The following is a 26,016-nucleotide window of genomic DNA, read 5'->3' as shown; positions in this document are numbered from 1 at the left end:
AGTTGTGATTGCCGCGTTGGATCCTTGCGGCAACCGAAATTTGATTCAGTCTATGGTGACTGGCCTGCAAGGCAGGCCCCCCGTTGTGGTGGGGGGGCTGCCTAGCTTGCCAACTGGCGGCGAAGATCCGCGACGCGGGTGGCGATGGTTGCGTCAACAACCTCGTCACCCACCTTGATGCGGATGCCGCCAACTAGTGCCGGGTCGATCTCGACATTGATCTTCAAGTCCCGGCCGTAAAGGTTGTTCAGGCCTGCCTGCAGGCGCGCTGTTTGCTCGCTCGTGAGATCACGGGTGACGCTCACTTGGGCAATCCAGCGGTCCTGGCGTTTAGCCACCAATTCCACGAAGCGCTCCAGAAGTGCAACGGGCTTGAGCCCGCGCGGCGAAGCGACGGCCTGGCGGATCAGCAGTGCCGATGCGTCCGAGGCGTTCGGAACCAGCTTGAGCGCCAGGGCGCTCTTGGCTTCGTCCGGTGCCTTGGAATCATCGAGTGCACGCTGCAGATCATGACTGGACCCAACCACACGGATGAACGCGAAGAGGTCTTCTTCGAGCCTCTCCAGTCCCGCGGAACCGTCCTGACGTTCGGTCACCACGATGGCGACAGTTGCCGCCAGGGTTTCCAATGCATCGCCAATGTCTCGTGCCGAGCTCCAACGCGAGGATGCCAGAGACGCGACGGTGGCTTCGGCTTCCGCCGACACCTTCCCGTGCAACAGCTTGGCCACGAGGCCAGCCTTGTCCGAGGCCCCACGGGCCGGATCAGTCAGTGCGCGACGCAGGCCTGCGTTGCCATCCAGAACGTCAACCGTTCCAAATAGCTCGGCGGACAATTCCAAGGACGCGTGTGCAAGCTTGGTTTCCAACGACGCCAGCGCCGCGGACAGTGACTCGCTCGATACACCTGCCATTAGTTCGATGCACCTGCGTTCTGCTGGTTTTCCAGGTCTGCCAGGAACTTGTCGACCACGCGGGAAGCGCGGTCATCGTTCTCAAGAGCGTCGTCGACGATCTTGCTGGCCAAAGAAGTTGCCAGGGTTCCGACCTCGGCACGCAGCGAGGTAACCGCTGCGACGCGCTCGGATTCGATCTGGCGATGTGCCTGCTCGGTGATACGAGCGGACTCCTCGGCGGCCTTGGTCTTGAGCTCCGCGAGGATCTGTGCACCTTCTTCGCGCGCTTCCTCACGGATGCGGTTGGCTACGGTGCGTGCTTCCAGCAGCTGTGCCTTGTACTGCTCCAGGGTGGCGTTGGCTTCGGCCTGTGCGGCCTCTGCCTTCTCAAGTCCACCCTCGATGGCCGTGACACGGTCCTGGTAGGACTTCTCGAATGCCGGGGCAATGTACTTGACCACGATGAACAACAGGACAGCGAAGCCTGCGGCAGTGACAAGAATTTCCCACGGGTTCGGAAGCAGCGGGTTTGCGCCCGCACCTGCAGCGAGGATCAATTCGTTGCTGATCATTCTCACTCTTCCTTATCTCTTAAGTTCCAATTGCAATGGCGCCTGCGACAGTGGCAGGGCCACTACGAGGGGAACTAGGCGCCGACGACGAAGGCGAAGACCAAGCCCAGGATGGCAAGTGCTTCTGCAAGGGCGAAGCCCAGCATGGCGATGGGCTGCAGGATGCGCTGTGCTTCCGGCTGACGAGCTACGCCGTTGATGTAGGCAGCGAAGATCATGCCCACGCCAATGGCCGAGCCGATTGCAGCCAGGCCGTAGCCGATCATGTTAAGGGAGCCGTGGAGTTCCATTTCGTTCCTTTCAAGATACCGACACTTTGTCGGCAGGTTGTGAGGTCATTCCCTGTTGAAGGGGAAAACTATTTTTTGTTGGTGCGAGCCCGAACTAGTGGGCGTCTGCATCCAGGGCACCCTGGATGTAGATGGCGGTCAGCAGGGCGAAGACAAACGCCTGCAGGACCATGATCAGGAGTTCGAGGAAGTACATTGCCACCGAGCCTGCGATGACGGCAACGCCGATGGCGTTCATGGCCAGGGACTCCTGGACCATGATCAGGTGGCGTGCGCCGGTTGCTGCCAGCATCACGATCATGTGGCCGGCCAGCATGGTGGCCATCAGACGCAAGGAGTGGGTCAACGGGCGGACGATGAAGTTGGAAATGATTTCCAGCGGCACCATCAGCGGCATGATCCAGCCCGGGACGCCCGAGGGAACGACAGCCAGCTTGAAGTAGCGGATGCCGTGGTTCTTCACGCCGACAGCGATCCAGGTGCCATAGATGATGATGGCCATGGCGTACGCTGCACCGGCGTGGGAGAAGGACGGGAGCTGAAGGAACGGGATGGCCCCGAACAGGTTGTTCAGCAAGACGAAGAAGAAGGTCGCAAACAACAGCGGGACCCACTGGGCGAAGTTCTTTTCGCCGATGATGTCGCGGCCAATGCCGTTACGGACGAAGCCGTAGGCGCTTTCAGCCAGGAACTGTACCTTGCCTGGAACGAGCTTCGGATTCTTGATGGCCGACTTGAAGAACCACACGATCAAGATGATCGAGAGGATGATCATGACCATCTGCTTGCCGAAACCGGTCCCGTACTCGGCTAACCATGGCAGCACCTCGGGAAGGTGGGTGTCGGAAATCGACGGCGGGACATAAGGTTCAGTGGCCGTCGGAAGCGCAAACGCGGTCAACGCGCTGTCCTCTCTGCAGTTTCGGTCGTGGGGCAATATCGGTGATTCGGCGCAAGGCGCCGCCCACCGTGTGAAGTTCTATTGGTCGATCTCATCGTCTGGTGAAAACCCGCGGCGTCGATGCCGCAAATGGTGGCGAGCCAGAAACATTCCTGCGGTTGCGCCAAGCAGCGCACCGAGGAAAACAATCCAGCGGGTGTCCAGCAAAAGATCCAAACCCCAGCCTATCAAACCCCACGCGATGAGCCCGCCAACAATGTAGTTGACGTACTCGCGGACGCGGGGCTGTTTCGGCCCTTGAACGGAATTGGTTTCAGGGTTGTCCATGATCCCCTCCTGCGGAAGGGGAGGGCGATGGATCGTCGGAATTGAAAATGGGAAGTCGTGCCCGGGAGAAGGCTCGGATCTCGCCAAACTGCCACAGCACCAGGGAACCAAGGGCTCCCCACATGAAGTAGGGCGCAAGCACCCAATCGGGCAGCCCGGTGAAAAGCACCAGAAATCCCATTCCCAGGATCTTGGCGATGTACATGAACAAGAATGCCGGCAGCGCCCAGGTGCTGCGATAGCGCCCGGCCCATTCGGCGACAAGCAGGCTGACGCCGAAGAACACAACGATCAACGCGCAACCGAAGGCCAGGGAGCCGGCCTCGCGTGCGCCAAGGATCGGCCATGCGGCGAGGGAGGCAAGGGTGCCGACACCAACGGTGTAGGCAACACAGGTCTTCAGGATCCCCAGCCAGGGGGAACGCGGAGCCGACGATGCAACCAATGCACCGCTGGCCTTGGAACCGCGTTCCGGCTTGATCATGTATTTTCAGTTCCCTTGTATACAGAAGGGCCCGCTTGCTGCGGGCGCCTGCCTGGTATCGAGGCCTGCTGGGGGGATGTCACCGGTGAAGGCGACCCTTGAATTCTACACGAGATAGAACGGGGGCTCGACCCGGCTGCCGGAGGTCCTGCGCAAGCCGTGTGCCGCTAGTTTCTGCCGGGCGTCGGGGCCCTGCCCCGGGCGCGCTTGAGCAGTGGCCACCAGGTGACCAAGGTCACGAAAACAAAGGCCGCAACATAGAGGGGAATTGCGATTTCCCGGTTGGTCAGTGAGATGACCACGACGCCGGAAGCGACCAGGGACGCCCACAGGTAAAGGATGATGACCACGGCGCGGGGGCTGTGCCCCAGATCGACCAGGCGGTGGTGGATATGCCCGCGGTCAGCGCTGAAGGGTGACCTGCGATTGGCGGTTCGCCGGATCACCGAAAGCAGCAGGTCGACGTACGGCAGCACGATCACCGCCACCGGAAGTATCACCGGCATGAAGGCCGGGACATTGCGGAAACGGAAGGCATCCTCCCCCAGCACATCCCCGGTGACCGCCAGCGTGGCCACCGCAAAAAGCATCCCGATGGCCAACACCCCGGTCTCCCCCATGAAGATGGAGGCAGGCTGGAAATTGTGCGGCAGGAAGCCCAGCGTCGCCCCGAGCAGCACGGCACAAAGCAGGGCGGAGAAGTTGGCGTAGTCCTCGGCGCTGACGCGTGTGGCCAGCAGGTAGCTGTATACAAAGAAGGTCGCCGCACCAATGGCGGAGATGCCGGCAGCCAGTCCGTCCAAGCCGTCGACGAAGTTGATCGCGTTCATCGTGCCCACGATGATCAGCACAGTGACCACGATCTGCACTATCGGGGACTCGATTTGCAGGGAACCCACCGGCAGGGCCTTGAGCAGGATCCCGTGATTGACGATGACCAGGCCCACCGCGATCTGCCCGATGAGCTTGATCCACCAGCGCAGGTCCAACAGGTCGTCAAGCACCCCCATGACCAAGATGATCCCCAGGGCGATCATCACGCCCTGGACGGGTTCGGGCGACCGGAAGATCCCGGCAAAGAACGGAATTTGCGAGGCCACCAGGATCCCGAGGTAGAGGCCGCCGATGATGGCGACCCCGCCGAGCTTGGGGGTGGGCTTTTCGTGGAAGTCGCGGTCGCGCACCGGGGACTTGGGCATGAAGCGCACGCCCACGACACGGAGCACCGGGGTAAGCAGATACGAGGTCATGAAGGTGATCCCGATCAGCAAGAGATAGATTCTCATGACGAGCGGGCGGACTCCCCTGCCGCGTCCTCGCCCTGGGGTGGCGACTGCTTCGATGTCGCGTCCTGGGATGCACCGGGATCTGCCGGTGCTTCGGATTCGGCTGCCGGGGACGTCTCGGCCTGATCGGCATCGTGGTTGTCGGAGGCGTCGGCCGTTTCCTCGGGGACTCTGGCAACTTCCGCAGCGGTTTGGGTGGAGGCGTCGGTTGCCGCGGATGCGTCGACTTCACCGTCAGCGGATTCGGCTGCGTCGGGCGCTTCCGCGGTGCCGGCCTCGGGGGCCTCGGATTCGTTGGCGGTCGCCGGATCCGGCCGACCGTCGGCGTCCAGGAGCTCCGGGACGACCCCGCGCAGCAGCTCGAGCGACAGCGCTCCGGCGCGCACCACCCGCGGCGGGGTGAGCGTGCAATCGATGATGGTGGAACCCAGCGCGTCGCCGGAAACCGGGCGAGGCCCGGCTTCGAGGTACACCTCGACGGTTTCGCCGAGCTGGTCGAAGGCTGCTTCGGCGGTGTCCGCGGCGGGCCGGCCGGTGCGGTTGGCCGAGGAGACGGCCAGCGGGCCGGTGAGCTTGAGCAGGTCGCGGGCGATCTCGTCGTCGGGCACCCGAAGGGCCACGGTTCCCCGGGTCTCCCCCAAGTCCCAGGTCAGCGACGGCTGGGCATGCAGGATCAGGGTCAGCGCGCCGGGCCAGAACCGCGCCGCCAGCTCGCGGGCGAAGTCCGGGATGTCGGCGGCCAATCCGTCCAGCGTTGCGGCCTGCGGGATCAGCACCGGTGGCGGCATGCTGCGTCCGCGGCCCTTGGCGGCCAGCAGGGTGGCCACCGCCTGGGCGGAGAAGGCGTCGGCGGCAATGCCGTAGACGGTGTCGGTGGGCATCACGATGCACCGGTTTTCGGCCAGTGCGGCGCGTGCGGCCTCGAGTCCAGTCTCTAGTTCCTGGCTGTCGCGGGCATCAAAACGTGAAGTCACGTGATTCATTCTTCCATGTTTCGGTCTGTCCTAGCGGCGGATGCCGCTGGTGGCCCGGTCCCTGCCGGTCAGATCCAGGTGGGTCTCGATCTTCTTCCAGTGCCCGGAGGCGGCAAACATGGCCGCCATGGCCCCGGCCTGGACCTCTGCATGCTCCATGACGAAGAAGCCGCCGGGGCGCAGCAAGCGTGCGGCGGAGGCCTCGGCGGCCCGCGGCAGGACCATGCCGTCCTCCCCGCCACCGTACAGCGCCATGGCCGGGTCGTGGTCCCGGGCCTCGGGCTCGCGCGGGACCGCGTTGGCCGGGATGTAGGGCGGGTTGGACGCGACCACGTCGCAGGTGCCGTCGAGCTCGGGCAACGCGTCGGCCAGGTCCCCCTTGACCAGGTGCACGCCCAGCGGCTCGAGGTTCCGCGATGCGTAGCCGAACGCGTCGTCGGACAGCTCCACGGCATGCACGCGGGCGCCGGGCAGCTCGTGGGCCAGCGACCCGGCGATGGCCCCGGAGCCGGTGCCCAGGTCCACCAGCAGCGGGTGGACCAGGTCGGAGGCGAAGTCGATGGCCAACTGGACCACCGACTCGGTCTCGGGGCGCGGGACGAACACCCCCGGGCCCACCGCCAGGTCCAGGTAGCGGAAGTGGGCGAGCCCGGTGAGGTGCTGCAGCGGGATGCGGGTGGCGCGCTTGGAGACCAGGCGCGCGTACGCCTCGGCATCCCCGGCGGTGAAGCACTCCCCCATCATCACCATCGAGGCGAGCCTGCCACGGGAAATCCCCAGCACGTGCGCGGCCAACAGCTCGGCGTCCACCCGCGGCGAGGGGACTTTCGCCGCCTCGAGGACGGCGGCGGCATCGCCGAGCACCTGCGCCAGCGGCCTGCCGAAACCCGGTTCACTCACGTGCCGCGCCTAGCCCTTGTCCCCGCCGATGGCGTCAAGGCGCTGCTGCTCGTCCATCTCGATGCAGGAGTTGATCAGCGGTTCGAGCTCGCCGTTCATCACGTGGTCGAGGTTGTACGCCTTGTAGCCGGTGCGGTGGTCCGCGATCCGGTTTTCCGGGTAGTTGTAGGTGCGGATGCGCTCGGAGCGGTCCATGGTGCGCACCTGGGACTTGCGGATGTCGGAGTTCTCCGCGTCGATGATGGCCTGCTGGTGGGCCAGCAGGCGCGAACGCAGCACGCGCATCGCGGCCTCGCGGTTCTGGATCTGCGACTTCTCGTTCTGCATGGCCACCACGATGCCGGTGGGGATGTGGGTCAGGCGCACCGCGGAGTCGGTGGTGTTCACCGACTGGCCGCCGGGTCCCGAGGAGCGGTACACATCGACCTTCAGGTCGTTCGGGTGGATGTCCACCTCTTCGGGCTCGTCGACCTCGGGCAGGATCAGTACGCCGGCGGCGGAGGTGTGGATGCGGCCCTGGGACTCGGTCTGCGGCACGCGCTGGACGCGGTGCACCCCGCCCTCGAACTTCAGGTGCGCGTAGACGCCTTCGGCTGGATCGTTCGACTTGCCCTTGATCGCCATCTGGGCGTCCTTGTAGCCGCCGAGGTCCGACTCGTTGAAGGAAATCAGCTCGGTCTTCCAGCCCATGTTCTCGGCGTAGCGGGTGTACATGCGCAGCAGGTCCGCGGCGAAAAGTGCCGCCTCGTCGCCGCCTTCCCCGCCCTTGACCTCGAGGATCACGTCGCGTGCGTCGTTGGGGTCGCGCGGGATGAGCAGCCGGCGCAGCTTCTCCTCGAGCACGGGCAGCTTCACCTCGAGCTCGGCAACCTCGGCGGCGAAGTCCGGGTCCTCGTCGGCCATCTCGCGGGCAGCCTCCAGGTCCTCGGTGGCCTGCTTCCAGCGCTTGTGCGCCTCGACGATGCCGTTGAGTTCGGCCGAGCGGCGACCGAGCTTGCGGGCCATCGCCTGGTCCTGGTAGACGGCGGGATCCGAGAGCTGCGCCTGGAGGGCTGCGTGCTCATCGAGAAGGCCCTGTACGGACTCAAACATGTTTCAACTTCTTTCACTGCGACTGGTTCCCAGTGTAGGGAACGAAAGAGGATCTTGGGGGTGCGGATGCGGTGCCGGTGTTAACGACCAACGCCCAGCTTCACCGGCACCGGAAATCCGGGCACGGTGAAACTGGGCGTGTAGGCAGCTAGGCGTCGTTCTTGGAGCCCAGCGTGGTCTTGTTGATCAGCATCAGGAACTCGGCGTTCGAGGAGGTCTCGCGGATCTTGCCCGTGAGGGTCTCCAGCGCCTGCTGGGTGTCCAGGCCCGAGAGCACGCGGCGCAGGCGCCACATGATGCGAACCTCGTCCGGCGAGAGCAGCTTCTCCTCGCGGCGGGTGCCCGATTCGTTGACGTCGACGGCCGGGAAGATGCGCTTGTCCGCGAGCTTGCGGCTCAGGCGCAGCTCCATGTTGCCGGTGCCCTTGAACTCCTCGAAGATGACCTCGTCCATCTTGGACCCGGTCTCCACCAGCGCGGTGGCCAGGATGGTCAGCGAGCCGCCGTTCTCGATGTTGCGTGCGGCACCGAAGAAGCGCTTGGGCGGGTACAGCGCCGAGGAATCGACACCGCCGGAGAGGATGCGCCCGGAGGCCGGGGCGGCCAGGTTGTAGGCACGGCCCAGACGGGTCATCGAGTCCAGCAGGACCACGACGTCCATGCCCATTTCCACCAGGCGCTTGGCGCGCTCGATGGCCAGCTCGGCCACGGTGGTGTGGTCGTCCGCCGGGCGGTCGAAGGTCGAGGCGATGACCTCGCCCTTGACGGTGCGCTGCATGTCGGTGACTTCTTCGGGACGCTCGTCAACCAACACCATCATGAGGTGGACCTCTGGGTTGTTGATGGTGATGGCGTTCGCGATGGACTGCAGGATCAGCGTCTTGCCGGCCTTCGGCGGCGAGACGATCAGGCCGCGCTGGCCCTTGCCGATCGGGGCGACCAGGTCGATGACGCGCGGGCCGACCAGCTTCGGGTCGGTCTCCAGGCGCAGGCGCTCGGTCGGGTACAGCGGGGTCAGCTTGGAGAAGTCGACGCGATTGGTGTTCTCCTCCGGGGCCTTGCCGTTGATCGCGGTGAGCTTGACCAGTGCGTTGAACTTGGCGCGCGAGTTGGCGTTCTCGTTCTCGCGGGGGGCGCGGATGGCGCCAACCACTGCATCGCCCTTGCGCAGGTTGTACTTCTTGACCTGGTTCAGGGTGACGTAGACGTCCGACGGGCCGGCGAGGTAGCCGGAGGTGCGGATGAACGCGTAGTTGTCCAGCACGTCCAGGATGCCGGCCACCGGAAGCAGCACGTCCGAGTCGCTGAACTCGGTGTCATCGACATCGGGCTGGTTGCGGTTGCGGCCGCGGCGGTTGTTGCGGTCCGTACGGTCATTGCGATCGTTCCGGTCGTTGCCGCGATCCTGGCGGTCGTTGCCTCGATCCTGGCGGTCGTTCCGATCGCGGTTGCGGTCGCGGTTGCGCTCGTTGCGCTCGCGGTTGCGTTCGCGGCGGTTGGCGGCACGGTCCTCGGAGCCCTCGCGGACCCGGTCCTCGGAGCGGTCGGCCGACTTCGTGTCGTTGACGCGGTCGTTGGCGCGGTCGTTGGAGCGAACCTCGGCCGGCTTCTCCTCGTGGGCCTCGGCGTTGTCGCCGTGCTCGGAGGAATCGTTGTTGTTGCTCTCGCGGCGGTTGCGGTTGCGGTCGCGGCGGTTGCGGTTGCGCTCGTGGCGGTCGCCGCGCTCGTTGCGTGGCTCGTTGTTGTCCTGGTTCGACTCGGAGGAGTCGGTGGACTCGGCCGATGCCTGCTCGGGCGCAGCGGTTGCCTCGGCCGGAGCCTCGGCGGCTGCGGTTCCGGTCGATTCGGCCCGGCGGTTGCGGGTGTTGCGGCGCGGTGCGCGCTCTTCGCTGGCCGGTGCCTCGGTGGCCTTGACCTCGGGAGCCGGAGTCTCGGCGGCCTTCGGTTCGGTGGCGACCGGTGCGGTTTCCGCGGCCGCGGCCGCGGTTCCGGAGGAATCGGCGCGGCGGCTGCGGGTGCGGCGGGCCGGGGCTTCGGCCTTGGCCTCGGCGGCCGGGGCTGCGGCGGTCTCGGTTTCGGCGGGCTTGCTTGCCGTCTTGGCGGCGCTCTTGGCCGGGGCCTTCGCGGCAGCCTTGGCGGGTGCCTTCGACTCTGCCTTGGCGGGGGCCTCGGTCTTGGCGTCGGCCTTGGGCTCTGCCTTGGCCTTGGCGTCACGGTCGGCCACGGAACCGCCACGTTGGTGGTTCGAGATCGCGGTGACAAGATCGTTCTTGCGCATCCGCGAACCGCCGGTGATGCCCAGCTGGGACGCAAGCACCTGCAATTGTGCAAGTTTCAGGCCGGCAAGTCCGCCGCCCTTGGATGCGTTGTTTTCTTCCACGCCTGCAGTAAGGCTGGTGGTTTCGGTCACGAAGGTTCCTTCCCCCTCGTCGGGCGGATTTCATCAGAGAGATCCGCAGCTATTGACTACCCCTTGTTCCCGCGTCAGATGCGGGAAAAGGTTCGGCCGGGCACCGCCCCGCAAGAGCGGGGCATGTGCGTCGGTCGATCGTAAGACACACCAAGGGATCGAATCACCAACATGGTTGACGGTTTCAATCGGATGGTGTGGGTGTGCCTGCTCGCCTCGGCGAAAATGGTTTGTGATGATCGAATTCCCCAAGATCCGCCCGCCGCGGCGGGGGAAGGAATTGATGGCTGCACGAAACGCAATGAATCATCCACTGGAATCCGGATGTTTCTTTTCAGGCGGGTGCTAAAGCACTTCCACTCTAACACCCGTTGGGGGTACGGACTCAATCCGGACACGCCAAGTCGTTTCGCCGTGGCTTTCCGCGAATGCGGAAACGGCCGCGGCGGCCTCCTGCGCCTGGTCCTGCCCGGCGCACAACACCAGCACCGTGGGTCCGGCGCCGGAGACCACGGCCGCATGCCCCGCGGCCCGCAGCCGGGCAATCAGCGCGGCGCTGGGCTCCATGGCCGGCGCCCGGAAGCCCTGGTGCAGGAAGTCCTCGGTACCGACCAGCAGCACCGACGGGTCGTGGGCCAGGGCGTGGATGAGCAGGCCCACCCGTCCCCCGTTGGCGGCGGCCACCGCATGCGGCACGGTCGCCGGCAGCAGCCCGCGCGCCGTTGCGGTTGACAGTTCGACATCGGGAATCGCAATGACCGGGACGATGTCCTCGTGCAGCTTCCCTTGCACCGTGCCGAATCCGGCCTCGGTGCTCCAGGACAGCGTCAGCCCGCCGTAGACGGCCGGTGCGACGTTGTCCGGGTGCCCCTCCCAGCGCGAGGCGGCCTGGAAGACCTCGTCCAGTCCGACCTGAGACGCGGCGGGGAGCAGCGCGTTGGCGGCGGCAAGCGCGCTGACCATGGCCGCGGCGCTGGATCCCATGCCGCGGCCGTGCGGGATGTTGTTGGTCGCCTCGATGCGCAGGCCGGCCGGCTCGAAGCCCAGTTCCGCCCAGCGCTCCAGGATGGTCCGGGCGATCAGGTGGGTCTCGTCGGTGGGCAGCGTGTCGGCGCCCTCCCCGGTGACTTCCACGCTGACGCCGGGCTCGGCGAGGGTGTGCACCACCAGGGTGTCGTACACGCCCAGCGCCAGGCCCAGCACGTCGAAGCCGGGTCCCAGGTTCGCGCTCGTGGCCGGCACGTGGACGGCAATGGTTTGTCCGGCTTGGATCTGCGCCATCTTGTGCTTGTTTTCCCTACTCTGGATTGCTTGGCCTAGGCCAGGCCAAGGGCCGAGGCCACCGAGACAACGTCGAAGTCGACCTTGGTCGGGGTGACGGGCGATCCGTCGGCGGTCTTCAGGGCCCAGTCCGGGTCCTTCAGTCCGTGCCCGGTCACCGTGATCACGATGGTCTTGCCGCTCGGGACGTTGCCGGCGGCATGGTGCTTGATGATGCCGGCCACGCCCGCGGCGGAGCCCGGCTCCACGAAGACGCCCTCGCGGGAGGACAGCCAGCGGTGCGCGGCGAGGATCTCCTCGTCGGTCACCGAGTCGATGATTCCGCCGGATTCGTCGCGGGCCTCTTCGGCCTGCTTCCAGGATGCGGGGTTGCCGATGCGGATGGCGGTGGCGATGGTGTCCGGCTCGGTCACCGGGTGGCCCAGCACGATGGGGGCTGCGCCGGCTGCCTGGAAGCCCCACATGATGGGGGTCTTGGTGGATACCGGGGCCAGCACCTCGCCGGCCTGGTTGGTGTACTCGGAGCAGTACTCCTTGTAGCCCTTCCAGTAGGCGGTGATGTTGCCCGCGTTGCCCACCGGCAGCACGTGGTAGTCCGGGGCGTCGCCCAGGGAGTCGACGACCTCGAAGGCGCCGGTCTTCTGCCCCTCGATGCGGGCGGGGTTCACCGAGTTCACCAGGAACACCGGGTAGTTTTCGCTCAGCTTGCGGGCGACCTCGAGGCAGTTGTCGAAGTTGCCGTCGATCTGGATGATGTCGGCGCCGTGCGCGATCGCCTGGGACATCTTGCCCATGGAGATCTTGCCGTCCGGGACCAGCACCGCGCACTTGAGCCCGGCCTGGGTGGCGTAGGCGGCGGCGGAGGCGGAGGTGTTGCCCGTGGAGGCGCACACCACGGCCTTGGCGCCGGCGGCGACAGCGGCGGTCATCGCCATGGTCATCCCGCGGTCCTTGAAGGAGCCGGTCGGGTTCATGCCCTCGACCTTGAGGTAGACCTCGGAGCCGGTGAGCGCGCTCAGTGCGGGGGCGAACACCAAGGGCGTGCCGCCCTCGCCCAGGGTGATGACCCTGGTGCTTTCGTCAACGGGCAGGCGTTCGGCATATTCGCGGATGACTCCGCGCCACTGGTGGGCCACTTAGTTTCCTTCAACTCGCAGGACAGAGGTTACTTCTTGGACGGCGGCCAGCGCGGAGACGGCGGCCACGGTGGCGGCAAGCGCCGATTCGGTGGAGCGGTGGGTGACGATGCGCAGGTCGGCGACCCCGCCGTTGGTTTCCGGCTTCACGGTCTGGCGCAGCGTCTCGATGGAGACCCCGTGCCGGGCAAAGATCGCGGCGATGGCGGCCAGCACGCCGGGCTCGTCGGTGACGCGCAGCCCGATCCAGTAGCTGGTGGCGATGTCGGCGAAGTCCATGACCTGCACCTTTTGCTGCGCGGCGATGGCCGGCAGAGGGCCTCCGGAGACCACGCGGCGGGCCACCGCGACGGTGTCGCCCAGCACGGCCGAGGCGGTCGGGGCTCCCCCGGCGCCGGCGCCGTAGAACATCAGTTCCCCGGCGTTTTCGGCCTCGACGAAGACCGCGTTGAACGCGCCGTGGACGGCGGCCAGCGGGTGATTGCGGCGCAGCAGCGTCGGGTGCACGCGCACCCCGATGCCCTTGGCACCGCGTTCGGCGATGGCCAGCAGCTTGATGACCATGCCCGCGTCCTTGGCCGCCGCGACGTCGGCCGCGGTGACCTTGGTGATGCCCTCGCAGTGCACGTCTTCGAGCGAAAAGTCGGTGTGGAAGGCCAGCGAGGCGAGGATCGCTGCCTTGGCGGCGGCGTCGTGGCCCTCGACGTCGGCGGTCGGGTCGGCCTCGGCGTAGCCCAGGTCCTGGGCCTGGCCCAGCACGTCCTCGAACGCGGCACCGGTGGTGTCCATGGCGTCGAGGATGAAGTTGGTGGTGCCGTTGACGATGCCCATGACCTTGGTGATCCGGTCCCCGGAGAGGGAATCGGAGATCGGGCGCAGGATCGGGATGGCGCCGGCGACGGCTGCCTCGTAGCGCAGCTGGGCGCCGGATTCGAAGGCCAGCGCGTTCAGTTCCGCGCCTTGGGCCGCGAGCAGCGCCTTGTTGCCGGTGACCACCGAGGCACCGCGGGACAGCGCCCGGCGGATCAGGGAACCGGCCGGTTCCAGGCCGCCGAGCAGCTCGATGACGATGTCGGCGCCGTCGACCAGCGCCTCGGCGTCGGTGGTGAACAGGTCCGCGGGGAGATCCACGTCCCGCTTGGCGGCGGTGTTGCGCACGGCAATGCCCGCCAGTTCAAGGTTCGCGCCGGCACGGTCGGCCAGCACCGCCGCATCCTGTGTCAGGATGCGGGCAACCTGGGATCCCACGTTGCCGCAGCCCAGCAGGGCCACCTTCAATGTCTTCACGTTTTTACTTTGCTCCCAAGTCGCGGGCCAACAGGTCGGCTTCGGTTTCCCTGCGGATGATGGCGCGGGCCGCGCCGTTGCGCACCGCCACCACGGCGGGGCGTCCCAGGTAGTTGTAGTTGCTGGCCAATGCCCAGCAGTAGGCCCCGGTGCCGGGCACCGCGAGCAGGTCGCCTGCGGCAACATCCTCGGGCAGGTAAACATCCCGTACGACTATGTCACCGGATTCGCAGTGTTTGCCAACCACGCGGGAAACAATCGGGTCGCTTTCCGTCACACGGGAGGCGAGCACCGCGGTGTAGTCCGCGTCGTAGAGCACCGGGCGGGCGTTGTCGCTCATCCCGCCGTCCACCGAGACGTAGCGGCGCGGCACCAGGGTGCCGTCGGCGGTTTCCACCTGGACGGACTTGCGCACGCCGGCCTCGTAGAGGGTGAAGGTGGAGCTTCCGGCGATGGCGCGGCCCGGTTCGATGGAGATCCGCGGGACCGCCAGGCCCAGCTGGGCTGCGGTGTCGCCCACGACCTTGGCCATCGCGGCGGCCAGCACGGCCGGTGGGCTGGGGGTGTCGACCTCGGTGTAGGCGATGCCGTAGCCGCCGCCCAAATCCAGCTCGGGCAGCTCGACGCCGTGGTCCTTCTTGACCTGTGCCAGGAAGCCGAGCATCTTCTGCGCGGCCAGGGCGAAGCCCTCGGACTCGAAGATCTGCGAGCCGATGTGCGCGTGCAGGCCCAGCAGGTTCAGCTCCTGGTGCTCCAGCGCGAAGCGCACGGCGGCGGCGGCCGGGGAAACGTCGTCGCCCACCGGAATCATCGAGAGCCCGAATTTCTGGTCCTCGTGGGCGGTGGCGATGAATTCGTGGGTGCTGGCGTGCACGCCCGGGGTCAGGCGCAGCATCACGTTGGCGCGCTTGCCGGTTTCCCTGGCCAGGTCCGCGACGCGCTCGAGCTCGTCGAGCGAGTCCACGACGATGCGGCCCAGGTCCGCCTCCAGGGCGGTGCGGATCTCGGTGACGGACTTGTTGTTCCCGTGCAGCGAGAGGTTCGCGGCGGGCACGCCGGCAACCCGGGCCACGGCCATTTCCCCGCCGGAGCAGGTGTCCAGGCGCAGGCCCTCGGCGGTGACCCAGCGGGCAACCTCGATGCTCAAGAACGCCTTGCCGGCGTAGTAGACATCCACCCCGCCGCACAGGTCCTTGAACGCCTCATCGAAGGCCTGCTTGAAGCCGGAGGCGCGGGCCCGGAAGTCGTCCTCGTCCAGCACGAACAACGGGGTGCCGAACTCGCGGGCCAGCTCGGCGACGCCGATGCCCTGGACGGCCAGTTCGCCGTCCTCGGACCGGGCCACGCCGGCGGCCCACTCGATGGGGCGCAGCGCATTGGCGTCCTGCGGGAAGGACAACCAGGAAGGTGCAAGTGGTGAAATGGCCATGGGGAGGGTCCTTACATCTTTTCCGGTGCGGACACGCCCAACAGGTCAAGCCCGTTGGCCAGGACCTGGGTGGTGGCGTCGTTGAGCCAGAGGCGGGTGCGGTGGATGGGCTCGACGGTGCCCTCGCCCACGGGGGTCACGCGGCAGGCGGCGTACCAGGAGTGGTACGCGCCGGCGAGCAGCTCGATGTGGCGGGCCACGCGGTGCGGTTCGCGGTGCGTGGCTGCCTGGGCGACGACCGAGGGGAACTGCCCCAGGGCCGCGAGCAGGTCGTTCTCGGTTTCGTGGGTCAGCAGCGTGGCGTCGAAGTCGGTGCGCTCAACGCCCTTCTCCACGGCGTTGCGGCTGGCGGCCCGCGAACGGGCGTGGGCGTACTGCACGTAGAACACCGGGTTGTCGTTGGTGTTCTTCTTGAGCTGCTCCGGGTCGATGGTCATCGGCGAATCGGCCGGGTAGCGGCCCAGCGAGTAGCGCAGCGCGTCGGCGCCGAGCCAGTTGATCAAGTCGCGCAGCTCGATGATGTTGCCGGCGCGCTTGGACAGGCGGGCACCGTTCACGGAGATCAGCTGGCCGATCAGCACCTCGATGTTGACCTTGGGATCGTCCCCGGCGGCGGCCGCGATGGCCTTGAGGCGGTTGACGTAGCCGTGGTGGTCGGCGCCGAGCAGGTAGATCTTCTCGGTGAAGCCGCGGTCCTTCTTGGACAGGTAGTAGGCGGCGTCGGCGGCGAAGTAGGTCGGCTCCCCGTTGGCGCGGATCAGCACGCGGTCCTTGTCGTCGCCGAAGTCGGTGGTGCGCAGCCACACCGCGCCGTCGGTGTCGTCGATGTGGCCCTGCTCGCGCAGGCGCGCCACGGCGTCCTCGACCGCTCCGCCGGCGTGCAGTTCCTGCTCGGAGAAGAACACGTCGAACTCGACGCCGAAGTCGTTGAGGGTCTCCTTGATGTCGGCCATCTGCGCCACGTAGGCGGCTTGGCGGACGATCGGCAACGCCGCTTCGGCGGTCAGGTTGCGGATGTCCGGGTGCGCGTCGGCCACCGCATCGGCAAGTTCCTTGATGTACCCGCCCGGGTAGCCGCCCTCGGGCACGGGCAGCCCGTGCAGGCGGTTGTAGACGGACAGGGCAAAGATGTTCATCTGGTTGCCGGCGTCGTTGATGTAGTACTCGGAGGTGACGGTCGCGCCGCTGGCCTTGAGCACGCGGGCGATCGAGTCGCCCAGGGCCGCCCAGCGGGTGTGGCCGATGTGCAGCGGGCCGGTGGGGTTCGCGGAGACGAACTCCATGTTGATCTCGTGGCCGACCAGCGCCTCGTTGGTGCCGTAGGCGGCGCCGGCCTCGACGATTGAGCGGGCCAGTTCGCCGGCGGCGCCGGCCTCGAGGGTGATGTTCAAGAAGCCCGGTCCGGCGATCTCGACCTTGGCGACTCCGTCGGCATCGGCCAAGCGGGTGGCCAGGACCTGGGCGAAGTCGCGCGGGTTCATGCCGGCCTTCTTGCCCAGCTGCAGGGCGATGTTGGTGGCCCAGTCCCCGTGGTCGCGGCTCTTGGGTCGCTCCACTCGCACGCTCTCGGGTACGTCGACGGAAATCTGGCCGGCGGCGACGGCATCGCGGAGGCAAGCGGAAATGGCTGTGGAGAGTTCTTCAGGAGTCACCACTCAAGGATAACCGGGCGCGCGGGCCGCTGCCGCCGATGTGACGGAGCGACGTCGCACACATCAGGTGCTCATTTGGGCACCGCCGGAGTGGGGCGCGAAGCCCGATTTGTCATTCCCCGCCTGGCACCTGCTAAGCTCGTCTACGTTCCCAGCCGGAATTCGTTTTGCGAGCACGTTTCGCACTCCGGCATTGCCCTCGTAGCTCAGGGGATAGAGCGTCCGCCTCCGGAGCGGAAGGTCGAAGGTTCGAATCCTTTCGAGGGCACCACGAAAAGCTCCCGTTTGCCAGGTCATCCTGGTGGACGGGAGCTTTTTTCATGCCCGGGCCCGGTCCCGCGAGGCGGAAATGCGGACCGGAAGTTAAATTAAGCGGCCCCCGCGGTGACGGCGAATCTCCACGGGGGCCTAACCGCCGCTCCTTTGAGAAAAGGTGCATTGGCTACGGATGAGACTACAGCCAATGGTGCCGCGGCCGCCAATTGGCGGCACGTGTCTTGCCCCACAGGCCGCAACCGGCGCATGCAGAAAGCGGGCCCGACGCACATCGGGAACGCGCGCGGTGCTAGCGGCCGATGCCGTTCTCGTAGGAGTACACCACGATCTGCACCCTGTCGCGCAGGGCCAGCTTGCGCAGGATCGCCCCGATGTGGGTCTTGACCGTCGATTCGCTCAGGAACAGGCGCCCGGAGATCTCCTGGTTGGTCAGCCCCAGCGCCACGGCGTTGAAGACCTCCCGTTCCCGCTCGGTCAGCTCCAGGTAGGGCACCGGGACCGCCGGCACCGGGAGGGGCTCGTCGCGCAGCAGCGAGGCCAGGGACTGCGGGGCGATCACCGCGGAACCCCCGTGCACCGCACGGATCGATTCGCAGACGAACTCCGGGGTGCTGTCCTTGAGGAGGAACCCGCTGGCGCCGTGGCGGACCGCGGTGGCGGCGTGTTCGTCCCAGTCGAAGGTGGTGAGCATGATGACCTTCGGGGGCCTGCCGAAGCGCCCGGTGGTGTCCTCGAAGATCTTGCGGGTGGCTTCGACCCCGTCCATCGGCGACATCTGCACGTCCATCAGCACCACGTCCGGGCCGTGGGCGGCGATCTCCCCCAGCGCCTCGGTGCCGTCGGCGGCCTGGGCCACCACGGCCATGTCGGGCTGGGCGCCGATGATCACGGCCAGGCCGGAGCGGAAGAGCTGCTGGTCGTCGACCAGGGCCACGCGGATCTTGGGGTGGGTCAACGTCTCATCCATTCGGTGTTGATCGGGAAGGTCGCGGCGATCGTGAACAGGTCGGGGGCGCCGGCCACCCCGTCCCCGGTGTCGATGCTCAGGGTTCCGCAGAGGCTGGCCAGGCGCTGGCGCATGCCCGCGATCCCGGTACCGGTGCGCGTCGAGGCGGCGGAGGACTCAAAGTAGTTTGTCACGCTCAGCGTGTAACTGGTGGCACCCCAGTAGTGCCGCACGTAGATCGGGGTGGTGGAGCAGCCGTGGTGCAGCGCGTTGGCGAGCATCTCCTGGATGATCCGCCGGGTGGCCGGAACGATGTCCGCCGGCAACGGCACCGGCTCCCCCAGGGTTTCCTCGCTGACCTCGTACCCGGTGCCGCGCACGTTCTCCAGGATGGCGGAGATCTCCGAGGTCCGCGGGGCCAGCAACCCCATTTGCGCGGTCGCCAGCGCCAGGCTGCGCGTCGCCGGGTGCCCGGGGCGAGCGGCCGCCGTCCTTGCATCGGCAGGCGGAATTTGCGTCGGGCGGGTGTCCGCGGGCCTGGTTTCGGCCGTTTGCGAGAGCACCTGTCGCACCTCGCCCAGAGAGCGGCGGGCCGCGTCGGCAATGGTGCCGGTGGTCTCGCGGATGCGGGCGACGTCGTGGTCCGGGATGAAACGGATCGAGTCGGCCTGCGCGATGATCACGGCCAGGGAGTGGCCCACCACGTCGTGCACGTCGCGGGCCAGGGCCGCGTTCTCGGCCCGCAGCCGGGCGAGTTCCAGGGCGCTGTCGGCTTCCTCGCGGGCCTGGGCGGAGCCGCGTTCGGCGGTTTGCTTGCCGGCGAACAGCCGCACCAGCAACCCCAGCAGCCACGGCAGCGTCATCACCGAGGCAACCACCACGAAGATCGCGACGACCTGGTTGCGGGCGGGCCAGGCATTGGAATCCATGGCGGCAAAGAGCGGCCCGGAGACCCAGGAGCCGACGTGCGCGATGTAGAAGGTGCCCAGCACCGAGCCCACCGCGATCGAGGCCCCGGCCAGGAACACCCAGAGCCGGGTGCCGAAGCGGGCCACCATCCCCACCACGTACAGCGCGGCCAGCTGGGCGAGGTCGACGTCGAATCCGCCGAGCATCTGCAGCAGCGTGCCCACCCAGATGAGGGACAGCGCCACCCCGGGCAGCACCCGCGCGCAGCCGATGGCCACGGCCGCAGCCAGCACGAAGAGCACGATGTCCGCCAGGTAGCTGCCCGATATCTGCGCCATGAAGAGGAATTCGTGGCAGAGCACCACCAGCGCCAGGAACATGAACGCCGCCGTGACATCGGAGCGCCATCCCCACCGCCCGCGCCAGCGGATCGGTTCGTAGTCCGCTGCGGGTGCCTCCACCGGCGCGCTCACCGGGCGTCCTCCGGCGCGCTCAGGGAGCGGGCTCCCGCCGAGGCAGCTGCCGCCGGGCGACGGGAAACGCAATTGTGCATGGTCACTACGTTAGACGTCCCCGCGCGGCTGCGGGTCACCCGCAGGTACCGCACGGCTCGGACGCAGGTACCGCATCGCCGCGCAAAGGTTCGGCCCGCGGCCCGATGCGCACGGCCCCGGATCCGCGAAGACTGGTGTCATGATGAGTCTTCCCTCCCAGCTTCCGCCATCGCCGAGGGTCCGGGCCCTGCGCCTGGCCGCCGTTCTCACCGCGCTCGCCATGCTCACCGCCTCGGTCCTCGGGATCGCCTACGCCCTGAAACCCTCCGCGGAGCCGGCACCGGAAGCGGGGTTCGCTGCCGGGTCCGCGCTGCGGCACGGTTCTTCGTCCGCGGAAGGCAAAAGCCTCGGGGACACATACGGCAACGGCAAGATCCCGCTCGATGAACTGGTGCGCATCGGACCGGGCCGCTACCTGGCACCGGAGGCAGCGGCCGCGTTCACGTTGCTGGCAGCGGGGCTGCGCGAGGCAGGGTACGCGGTGAAGGTGAATTCGGCCTACCGGAGCCTGGCCGATCAGGAGGGCCTGGCCAAGCGCTACGGGTTGCTCTCCGAGGGCGGCACGGCCGCGGTGGGCACCAGTGAGCACGGGCTGGGCATCAGCGTGGACATGCCTCTTTCCGGGGAGGCACTGCGTTGGATGGAATCGCATGCCGCACGCCACGGATTCGGCAACACCGTGGCCGGCGAACCCTGGCACTGGACCTTTGTGGGGGCGCGCTAGGAGATCCACGACACCCGGTGCTCCAGGTACCCGGCGGCCCGTGCGGCGGAAACGCGCTTGATGAGCCCGATCGGCAGCGGCGCGTCGTGCGGCAGCTGGATCGCGCCTTGCCCGTGTCGTGGCCGGACAGTTCCCCGGCGAGCGCCTCACGGGAGCTCGGCGTGGTGTAGAGGTTGATGTGCTTGGCGAACACGGCGTAGGAGACAAGGATGGTGCCGTCCACGAATCCCGGCTGCCCCCATGTGATCTGCACCTGCGCCTGCGGCAGCGCTTGGGCCAGGGCCCGGTGCAGCTCCTTGACCCTGGCGATGGGTTCGGCCGGAACGTTCGCGAAGTGCTCCTCGGGCGTGGCGCCCCTGGTCTTGGCCATGGTGCTCCTTGCGGCGCGGGTTGCGGCGGACGGGCCTCGGCGTTCCTCGACCATGCAGCACCCGGGCGATGCCCGCCGGCCCCTGGCACCCATTGTGCCCCCTGGCCCGGGGCCGCCGCCGGAGAACCAACGCTCCCCTGCCATTGGAGCCCTCGCGCCGCTAATCTGGTTCATAGCGGTGGTGGCGCGAGAATGAGGTGGAATCCATGGGTGCCGGCAATGATCCGCACGGTCTCTCCCTGATCCGTGGCACACCCAGCGGCCCGGTGGAGGGAATGCAGGTCGGTGGCGTGCAACGGTTCCTGGGCATCCCCTATGCCGCAGCGCCCGTCGGGGTCAACCGCTTCGCCCTTCCCACGTTGCCGGAGCCGTGGACCGATCCCCTGCCCGCGACCGCCCACGGGCCCACCGCCTGGCAACTCCCGTACACCGGGGCCTTGGCCCGGCTGCTGCCCACGAAGGACATTCCCGGGGACGGGTGCCTGAACGTGAACGTGTACGCCCCGGACAAGCATTCCCCGGTGCCGCGCCCGGTGCTGGTGTGGATCCACGGCGGGTCGCTGCAGCACGGCGCCAACTCCCTGGAGGGCTACGACGGCACGGCCTTCGCGCGCGATGCGGTGGTCTTCGTCGCGGCCAACTATCGGCTGGGCGCCGAGGGGTTCTCGGTACTGGAGGATGCCCCGCTGAACCTGGGGCTGGCCGATGTCATTGCCGCCCTGGAGTGGGTCAAGGCCAACATCGCATCCTTCGGCGGGGACCCCGGACAGGTCACGGTCATGGGGCATTCGGCCGGCGGCTCCCTGGTGGCCGCGCTGCTGGCCCACCCCCGGGCGGCGTCGCTGGTCTCACGGGCCATCATCCAAAGTGCCCCGTTGTCGGCCCAGCCGGTGAACCGGGCCCGGCGGATGACGCAGAAGATCGCCACGGACCTGGGCATCGGGGCAACCCGGGAGGAATTCGCTGCCCGCACCCCGGCCGAACTGCTGGCCTCCCTCCAGCGGGTGTCCACCGGGGCCGGCCCGCTGGAGGGCGGGTCTTCCCATGCGCTGGCGATCGATGGGCAGCTTGTCCCCGAGGACCCCTTGGCGGCGATGCTCGCCGGTGCCGGGAAACAGGTCCCGCTGCTGATCGGCACCACCAGCGAGGAGGCCCGGCTGTGGCTGGTGCCTTCGGGCCGCGCGGAAAAGATCACCAAGGTCCACCTGGCCCTGGCCCGGCGCAAGGCCAGGATCCCGCACGCGGCGCAAAAGCTCTTCGCGCGCAACCGCCCCGGTGCGGGCCCGGGCGAGCTGCTCGGCGCACTGGCCACCGACAAGCTCCTGCGGGTGCCGATGTACAAGCTCGCCGATACCCGGCACTACGCCGGGGCGCAGACCCAGGTGTACGAGTTTGCGTGGCACAGCCCCGTGGAGGAGCTGGGCGCGGCGCACGGCACCGAGCTGCCCTTCGTCTTTGACAACCTGGCCACGGCCGATGCCATCGGGCTGGTGGGGACTGCGGCGCCGCAGTCGCTGGCCAGCGCCATGCACGAGGCGTGGGTGTGCTTTGCCACCATGGGCATCGCCGAGTGGCCGACCTGGGACATGCGCCGCCCGGTGAAGACCTTCAACGGGCTGGCCAACAAGGTGGTGCTCTCCCCGCGGGAGGACGAGGCCGATTCCCTGGGCTGAGGCCCCGATCCGGGTCTCCGGTGGCCCCGCCGCACGGTGCACCGGGGGCGTCTGTTCCGCCCTCCGAGCGCCACGCGCGGCCGATTCCGGGCCGGGGGGACGCCGATGGAACCGAGGATCGGCTAGCGTACCTAGTGGAACGCACGGTTCGGACACCCGGTTCGGATGCGGGAAAGTTGCAGACATGTTTACTGGTGCCTGGTGGTGGGCGACAGCGCTGGTGGCCATCGATTTGGCCATTCGCGTCCTGGCGATCATCTTCGTGCCGCGGAACCGGCGTCCGACCGCCGGGATGGCGTGGCTGCTGGCGATCTTCCTGATCCCCTACTTCGGGGTCATCGCCTTCCTGCTGATCGGCTCCCCCAAGCTGCCGCGCAAGCGCCGCGAGGTGCAAGACGAGATCAACACGTTCATGCGCGCCGTCAGCGCGGAGGAGCGCCTCGAGGACACCCATGGAAACAACCCGGCGTGGTTCAACTCGCTGGTCCGGATGAACGCCACCTACGGGGGCCTGCCGCTGCTGGCGGGCAATTCCGGGATGCTGCTGAGCGACTACGAGCAGACCATCCGGGCCATGGCCGACGCCGTCGACGGCGCCACCGCGTACGTGCACGTGCAGTTCTACATCCTGAGCGTCGATGCGACCACCGCCGGCTTCTTCGACGCGCTGGAGCGGGCCATCGCGCGCGGGGTGACGGTGAACGTGATGCTCGACCACTGGGCCTCTCGCGGCAAGAAGGACTACGCGGCCACCAAGGCCCGGCTGGATGCGATGGGCGCGAACTGGACCTTGATGCTCCCGCTGCAGCCGCTGCAGGGCAAGTTCCAGCGCCCCGACCTGCGCAACCACCGCAAGATCCTGGTCATCGACGGAACTGTGGGCTACATGGGCTCGCTGAACATGATCTCCCGGGACTACAACGTCAAGAAGAACATCAAGCGCGGGCTGAAGTGGAAGGAACTGGTCGTGGAGCTGCGCGGCCCGGGCGTCTCGACGCTGGACGCGGTGTTCATTTCCGACTGGTACTCCGAGACCGGCGAGGTCATCATCCAGGGCGTGCGCCGGGCCGAGCTGGTGTCCGGCGGCGAAAACCTCTCGCGGCTGAGCAGCGCGCTGATCGACCACCGTGCCGATGCCGGGACCATGCTCATCCAGGTGGTGCCCTCGGGCCCGGGGTTCGAGCGCGAGAACAACCTGCGGCTCTTCCTGGGGCTGATCCACGCGGCCCAGCGGCGCATCGTGATCACCTCCCCGTACTTCGTGCCCGACGAGTCGCTGCTGTATGCGATCAGCTCCGCGGTGGCCCGCGGGATCCCGGTGGACTTGTTCGTTTCCGAGATCGGCGACCAGGCGCTGGTCCACCACGCGCAACGGTCCTACTACGAGCAGCTGCTGCGCGCCGGGGTGAGCATCTTCCTTTATCCCGCCCCGTACATCCTGCACGCCAAGCACTTCACCATCGACGACGAGGTGGCGATGATCGGATCAAGCAACATGGATATGCGGTCCTTCAGCCTGAACATGGAAGTCTCGATGCTGGTGCGCGATGCCGAATTTGTGGCGCGGATGCGCGCGGTCGAGGACGAATACCGCGAGGTCAGCCGGTTGCTGACGCTTGAGGAATGGATGCGCCAGCCGCTGCGCTCCACGATTCTGGACAACCTGGCGCGGCTCACCTCCGCCTTGCAGTAGCCCCGGCACCCGGAGCCCTGCGCCCTGCCTCCACTGCCGGCGCACCGCCGGGGAGCCGGGGAACAGGCACCTCGGCATGATGCGCAACATGCCACCGCTGCGGGCCACCCGGGCACGCGGGACGAGGAAGGAGCCGCACTCCCCCTTCAGGGCGTGCGGCTCCTTCGTTGCCTGTGTCCAACCAAACCGGTGCGGCGGCCTGCTACTGCAGCATGGTCCGGTCGTCGAGCTGGGCACCCTTGATCTTCTCGAACTCGTGCAGCAGGTCTGGAACGGTCATCTTCGCCTTCTGCTCCGAGTCCAGGTCCAGGATGATCTGCCCGTCATGCATCATGATCAGCCGGCTGCCCAGGCGCAGGGCCTGTTCCATGTTGTGCGTGACCATCAAGGTGGTCAGCTTGTGGCGTTCGACGATTTCCTCGGTCAACCGGGCCACCAGGGCGGCACGCTGCGGGTCAAGGGCAGCGGTGTGCTCGTCGAGCAGCAGGATCTGGGGTCCGGAGAACGTGGCCATCAGCAGGCTCAGCGCCTGGCGCTGGCCGCCGGAAAGCAGCCCGACCTTGGCCTTGAGCCGGTTCTCCAGCCCGAGCTCCAGGGAACGCAGCTCCTCGACGAACTGCTCGCGCTTGCGCTTGTTCACCCCGGGGTTCAGCCCGCGGAACTTCCCCCGCCCCAGGGCCAGGGCCATGTTCTCCTCGATGGACATGTTCGGCGCGGTGCCGGCCATCGGATCCTGGAAGACCCGCCCGATGTACTTGGCGCGCGCGTGGTCCGGAAGCCGGGTGACTTCCTTGCCGCCGATGCGCACGGTCCCGGAGTCCGGCTGCAGCTTGCCGCCGACCATGTTCAGCACGGTCGACTTGCCCGCGCCGTTGGAGCCGATCACCGTGACAAACTCGCCCGAGGTCAGTTCCAGATTGATGTCGCGCAACGCCTTGCGCTCGTTGACGGTGCCCGGGAAGAAGGTCTTGTTCAGGTTGCTGATCTCAAGCATTGGTTCCCACCTCTTCCTTCACGCCGTTGGGCTGAACCGCCTTGCCGCGGATGCGGATGCGGTTGGCGAACTTTCCGAATCCCTTCCATTGCGGAAGGATCAGCGCAACGACCACCAGCACCGCGGAGATCAGCTTCATGTCGTTGACCTCCAGGCCGGCGTTCAGTGCCAGCTGGATGACCAGGCGGTAGACGACCGAGCCGAAGACGACGGCCAGGGCCGCGATCCAGATGAACTTCTGCCCGAAGATGGCCTGGCCAACGATGACCGAGGCCAACCCGATGAGGATCACGCCGATGCCCATGCCGATGTCGGCGAAGCCCTGGAACTGGGCGATGATGGCGCCGGCGAAGCCGACCAGGCCATTGGAAAGCGCCAGCCCAAGGATCTTCTGGTTGTCGGTGCTCACCCCGAAGGACCGGATCATTTCCTCGTTGTCGCCGGTGGCACGCATGGCCAGCCCGACATCGGTGCGCAGGAACCACACGATGATCGCCACGGCGACCAGGCAGCCGGCGAACATCAGGCCCACGGAGGTCCAGGTGCCCAGCAGCTGGTTTTCGCGCATGAAGGACAAGACCGTCTTCTCGCCCAACAGCGGGGTGTTGGCCTTGCCCATGATGCGCAGGTTGATCGAATACAGGGCGATCATGGTCAGGATGCCGGCCAACAGCCCATCGATCTTGCCCTTGGTGTGCAGCAGACCGGTGATGACACCGGCGAGGGCGCCGATGAAGAAGGCGAAGATCGTGGCAATGAACGGGTTGATGCCATTGACGATCGATATGGACGCGACTGCCGCGCCGGTGGTGAAGCTTCCGTCGACGGTCAGGTCGGGGAAGTCGAGTATGCGGAAGGTCAGGTAGACCCCGAGTGCCATGATCGCGTAGATCAGGCCTAGTTCAACCGCGGTGATCATGGGTGGATCCTTGCGTTTCGAGTGTTGGGCTAATGGCGGTG

At 67.1% G+C, this 26,016-nt stretch carries 23 protein-coding genes and 1 tRNA gene; 4 read left to right on the top strand and 20 right to left on the bottom strand.

What is annotated here, in order from left to right; genetic code table 11:
- Positions 1 to 101: 101 nt before the first annotated feature.
- The 16 genes from DQ353_RS06240 to argS all read right to left on the bottom strand — a co-directional run bounded on the left by DQ353_RS06240 (position 102) and on the right by argS (position 16,917).
- Positions 102 to 914, bottom strand: coding sequence for a F0F1 ATP synthase subunit delta (locus tag DQ353_RS06240; protein WP_113761914.1), 813 nt, complete (start codon positions 912 to 914; stop codon positions 102 to 104).
- Positions 914 to 1,468: a F0F1 ATP synthase subunit B gene (locus DQ353_RS06235; protein ID WP_113761913.1), complete on the bottom strand. Its 555-nt coding sequence runs from the start codon at positions 1,466 to 1,468 to the stop codon at positions 914 to 916. Before DQ353_RS06235 ends, DQ353_RS06240 begins: the two co-directional genes overlap by 1 nt.
- A gap of 74 nt (positions 1,469 to 1,542) precedes the next feature.
- Entirely contained in the window at positions 1,543 to 1,758 is a 216-nt protein-coding gene (locus tag DQ353_RS06230; RefSeq protein WP_071213157.1) for an ATP synthase subunit C-like protein, read from the bottom strand.
- Between the two features lie 94 nt (positions 1,759 to 1,852).
- Positions 1,853 to 2,659 (bottom strand): F0F1 ATP synthase subunit A, encoded by an 807-nt coding sequence (atpB, locus tag DQ353_RS06225; protein ID WP_071213156.1) that lies wholly within the window; start codon positions 2,657 to 2,659, stop codon positions 1,853 to 1,855.
- Between the two features lie 78 nt (positions 2,660 to 2,737).
- A complete protein-coding gene (locus tag DQ353_RS06220; RefSeq protein ID WP_113761912.1) occupies positions 2,738 to 2,986 on the bottom strand; it encodes a hypothetical protein in 249 nt (82 codons plus the stop codon).
- The gene (locus DQ353_RS06215) at positions 2,973 to 3,470 is read right to left on the bottom strand and encodes a hypothetical protein (RefSeq protein ID WP_113761911.1); all 498 of its coding nucleotides are present in this window, start codon (positions 3,468 to 3,470) and stop codon (positions 2,973 to 2,975) included. The genes DQ353_RS06220 and DQ353_RS06215 overlap by 14 nt, the downstream gene beginning before the upstream one ends.
- 167 nt (positions 3,471 to 3,637) lie before the next feature.
- Positions 3,638 to 4,756: an MraY family glycosyltransferase gene (locus tag DQ353_RS06210; protein ID WP_113761910.1), complete on the bottom strand. Its 1,119-nt coding sequence runs from the start codon at positions 4,754 to 4,756 to the stop codon at positions 3,638 to 3,640.
- A complete protein-coding gene (locus DQ353_RS06205; RefSeq protein ID WP_113761909.1) occupies positions 4,753 to 5,739 on the bottom strand; it encodes an L-threonylcarbamoyladenylate synthase in 987 nt (328 codons plus the stop codon). The genes DQ353_RS06210 and DQ353_RS06205 overlap by 4 nt, the downstream gene beginning before the upstream one ends.
- 21 nt (positions 5,740 to 5,760) lie before the next feature.
- A complete protein-coding gene (prmC, locus tag DQ353_RS06200) occupies positions 5,761 to 6,630 on the bottom strand; it encodes a peptide chain release factor N(5)-glutamine methyltransferase (protein WP_113761908.1) in 870 nt (289 codons plus the stop codon).
- A gap of 9 nt (positions 6,631 to 6,639) precedes the next feature.
- Positions 6,640 to 7,722: a peptide chain release factor 1 gene (gene prfA, locus DQ353_RS06195; protein WP_113761907.1), complete on the bottom strand. Its 1,083-nt coding sequence runs from the start codon at positions 7,720 to 7,722 to the stop codon at positions 6,640 to 6,642.
- A 148-nt stretch (positions 7,723 to 7,870) separates the two neighbouring features.
- A complete protein-coding gene (rho, locus tag DQ353_RS06190) occupies positions 7,871 to 10,132 on the bottom strand; it encodes a transcription termination factor Rho (RefSeq protein WP_113761906.1) in 2,262 nt (753 codons plus the stop codon).
- 345 nt (positions 10,133 to 10,477) lie between these two features.
- Entirely contained in the window at positions 10,478 to 11,413 is a 936-nt protein-coding gene (gene thrB / locus DQ353_RS06185; protein WP_113761905.1) for a homoserine kinase, read from the bottom strand.
- 35 nt (positions 11,414 to 11,448) lie between these two features.
- Positions 11,449 to 12,549, bottom strand: coding sequence for a threonine synthase (gene thrC / locus DQ353_RS06180; protein ID WP_113761904.1), 1,101 nt, complete (start codon positions 12,547 to 12,549; stop codon positions 11,449 to 11,451).
- The gene (locus tag DQ353_RS06175) at positions 12,550 to 13,836 is read right to left on the bottom strand and encodes a homoserine dehydrogenase (RefSeq protein WP_113761903.1); all 1,287 of its coding nucleotides are present in this window, start codon (positions 13,834 to 13,836) and stop codon (positions 12,550 to 12,552) included.
- Between the two features lie 4 nt (positions 13,837 to 13,840).
- A complete protein-coding gene (gene lysA / locus DQ353_RS06170; RefSeq protein WP_113761902.1) occupies positions 13,841 to 15,265 on the bottom strand; it encodes a diaminopimelate decarboxylase in 1,425 nt (474 codons plus the stop codon).
- Positions 15,266 to 15,276: 11 nt separating this feature from the next.
- On the bottom strand, positions 15,277 to 16,917 hold the full coding sequence (gene argS, locus DQ353_RS06165) for an arginine--tRNA ligase (protein ID WP_113761901.1): 1,641 nt from the start codon (positions 16,915 to 16,917) through the stop codon (positions 15,277 to 15,279).
- A 195-nt stretch (positions 16,918 to 17,112) separates the two neighbouring features.
- Between argS and DQ353_RS06160 the strand changes: the two genes are divergently transcribed.
- A tRNA-Arg gene (locus tag DQ353_RS06160) sits at positions 17,113 to 17,188 on the top strand.
- Positions 17,189 to 17,482: 294 nt separating this feature from the next.
- Here DQ353_RS06160 and DQ353_RS06155 read toward each other — a convergent pair.
- Both DQ353_RS06155 and DQ353_RS06150 read right to left on the bottom strand, forming a co-directional pair.
- A complete protein-coding gene (locus DQ353_RS06155) occupies positions 17,483 to 18,160 on the bottom strand; it encodes a response regulator (protein WP_113761900.1) in 678 nt (225 codons plus the stop codon).
- The gene (locus DQ353_RS06150) at positions 18,145 to 19,521 is read right to left on the bottom strand and encodes a sensor histidine kinase (RefSeq protein WP_113761899.1); all 1,377 of its coding nucleotides are present in this window, start codon (positions 19,519 to 19,521) and stop codon (positions 18,145 to 18,147) included. Before DQ353_RS06150 ends, DQ353_RS06155 begins: the two co-directional genes overlap by 16 nt.
- A 220-nt stretch (positions 19,522 to 19,741) precedes the next feature.
- Between DQ353_RS06150 and DQ353_RS06145 the strand changes: the two genes are divergently transcribed.
- The 3 genes from DQ353_RS06145 to cls all read left to right on the top strand — a co-directional run bounded on the left by DQ353_RS06145 (position 19,742) and on the right by cls (position 24,062).
- Positions 19,742 to 20,326: a M15 family metallopeptidase gene (locus DQ353_RS06145; protein WP_113761898.1), complete on the top strand. Its 585-nt coding sequence runs from the start codon at positions 19,742 to 19,744 to the stop codon at positions 20,324 to 20,326.
- Between the two features lie 576 nt (positions 20,327 to 20,902).
- A complete protein-coding gene (locus DQ353_RS06135) occupies positions 20,903 to 22,369 on the top strand; it encodes a carboxylesterase/lipase family protein (protein ID WP_113762013.1) in 1,467 nt (488 codons plus the stop codon).
- Positions 22,370 to 22,553: 184 nt separating this feature from the next.
- Entirely contained in the window at positions 22,554 to 24,062 is a 1,509-nt protein-coding gene (gene cls / locus DQ353_RS06130) for a cardiolipin synthase (protein WP_113761896.1), read from the top strand.
- Positions 24,063 to 24,264: 202 nt separating this feature from the next.
- On the opposite strand, the gene DQ353_RS06125 is transcribed toward cls, so the two are convergent.
- Entirely contained in the window at positions 24,265 to 25,056 is a 792-nt protein-coding gene (locus DQ353_RS06125; protein WP_113761895.1) for an ABC transporter ATP-binding protein, read from the bottom strand.
- Positions 25,049 to 25,975 (bottom strand): ABC transporter permease, encoded by a 927-nt coding sequence (locus DQ353_RS06120; RefSeq protein WP_113761894.1) that lies wholly within the window; start codon positions 25,973 to 25,975, stop codon positions 25,049 to 25,051. Before DQ353_RS06120 ends, DQ353_RS06125 begins: the two co-directional genes overlap by 8 nt.
- Positions 25,976 to 26,016 lie beyond the last annotated feature (41 nt).

The sequence above is a fragment of the Arthrobacter sp. AQ5-05 genome (assembly GCF_003287975.1).
Lineage (GTDB): Bacteria > Actinomycetota > Actinomycetes > Actinomycetales > Micrococcaceae > Paeniglutamicibacter.
The sequence above is the reverse complement of the archived record's forward strand: the minus strand, read 5'-3'. Positions and strand labels throughout refer to the sequence as shown.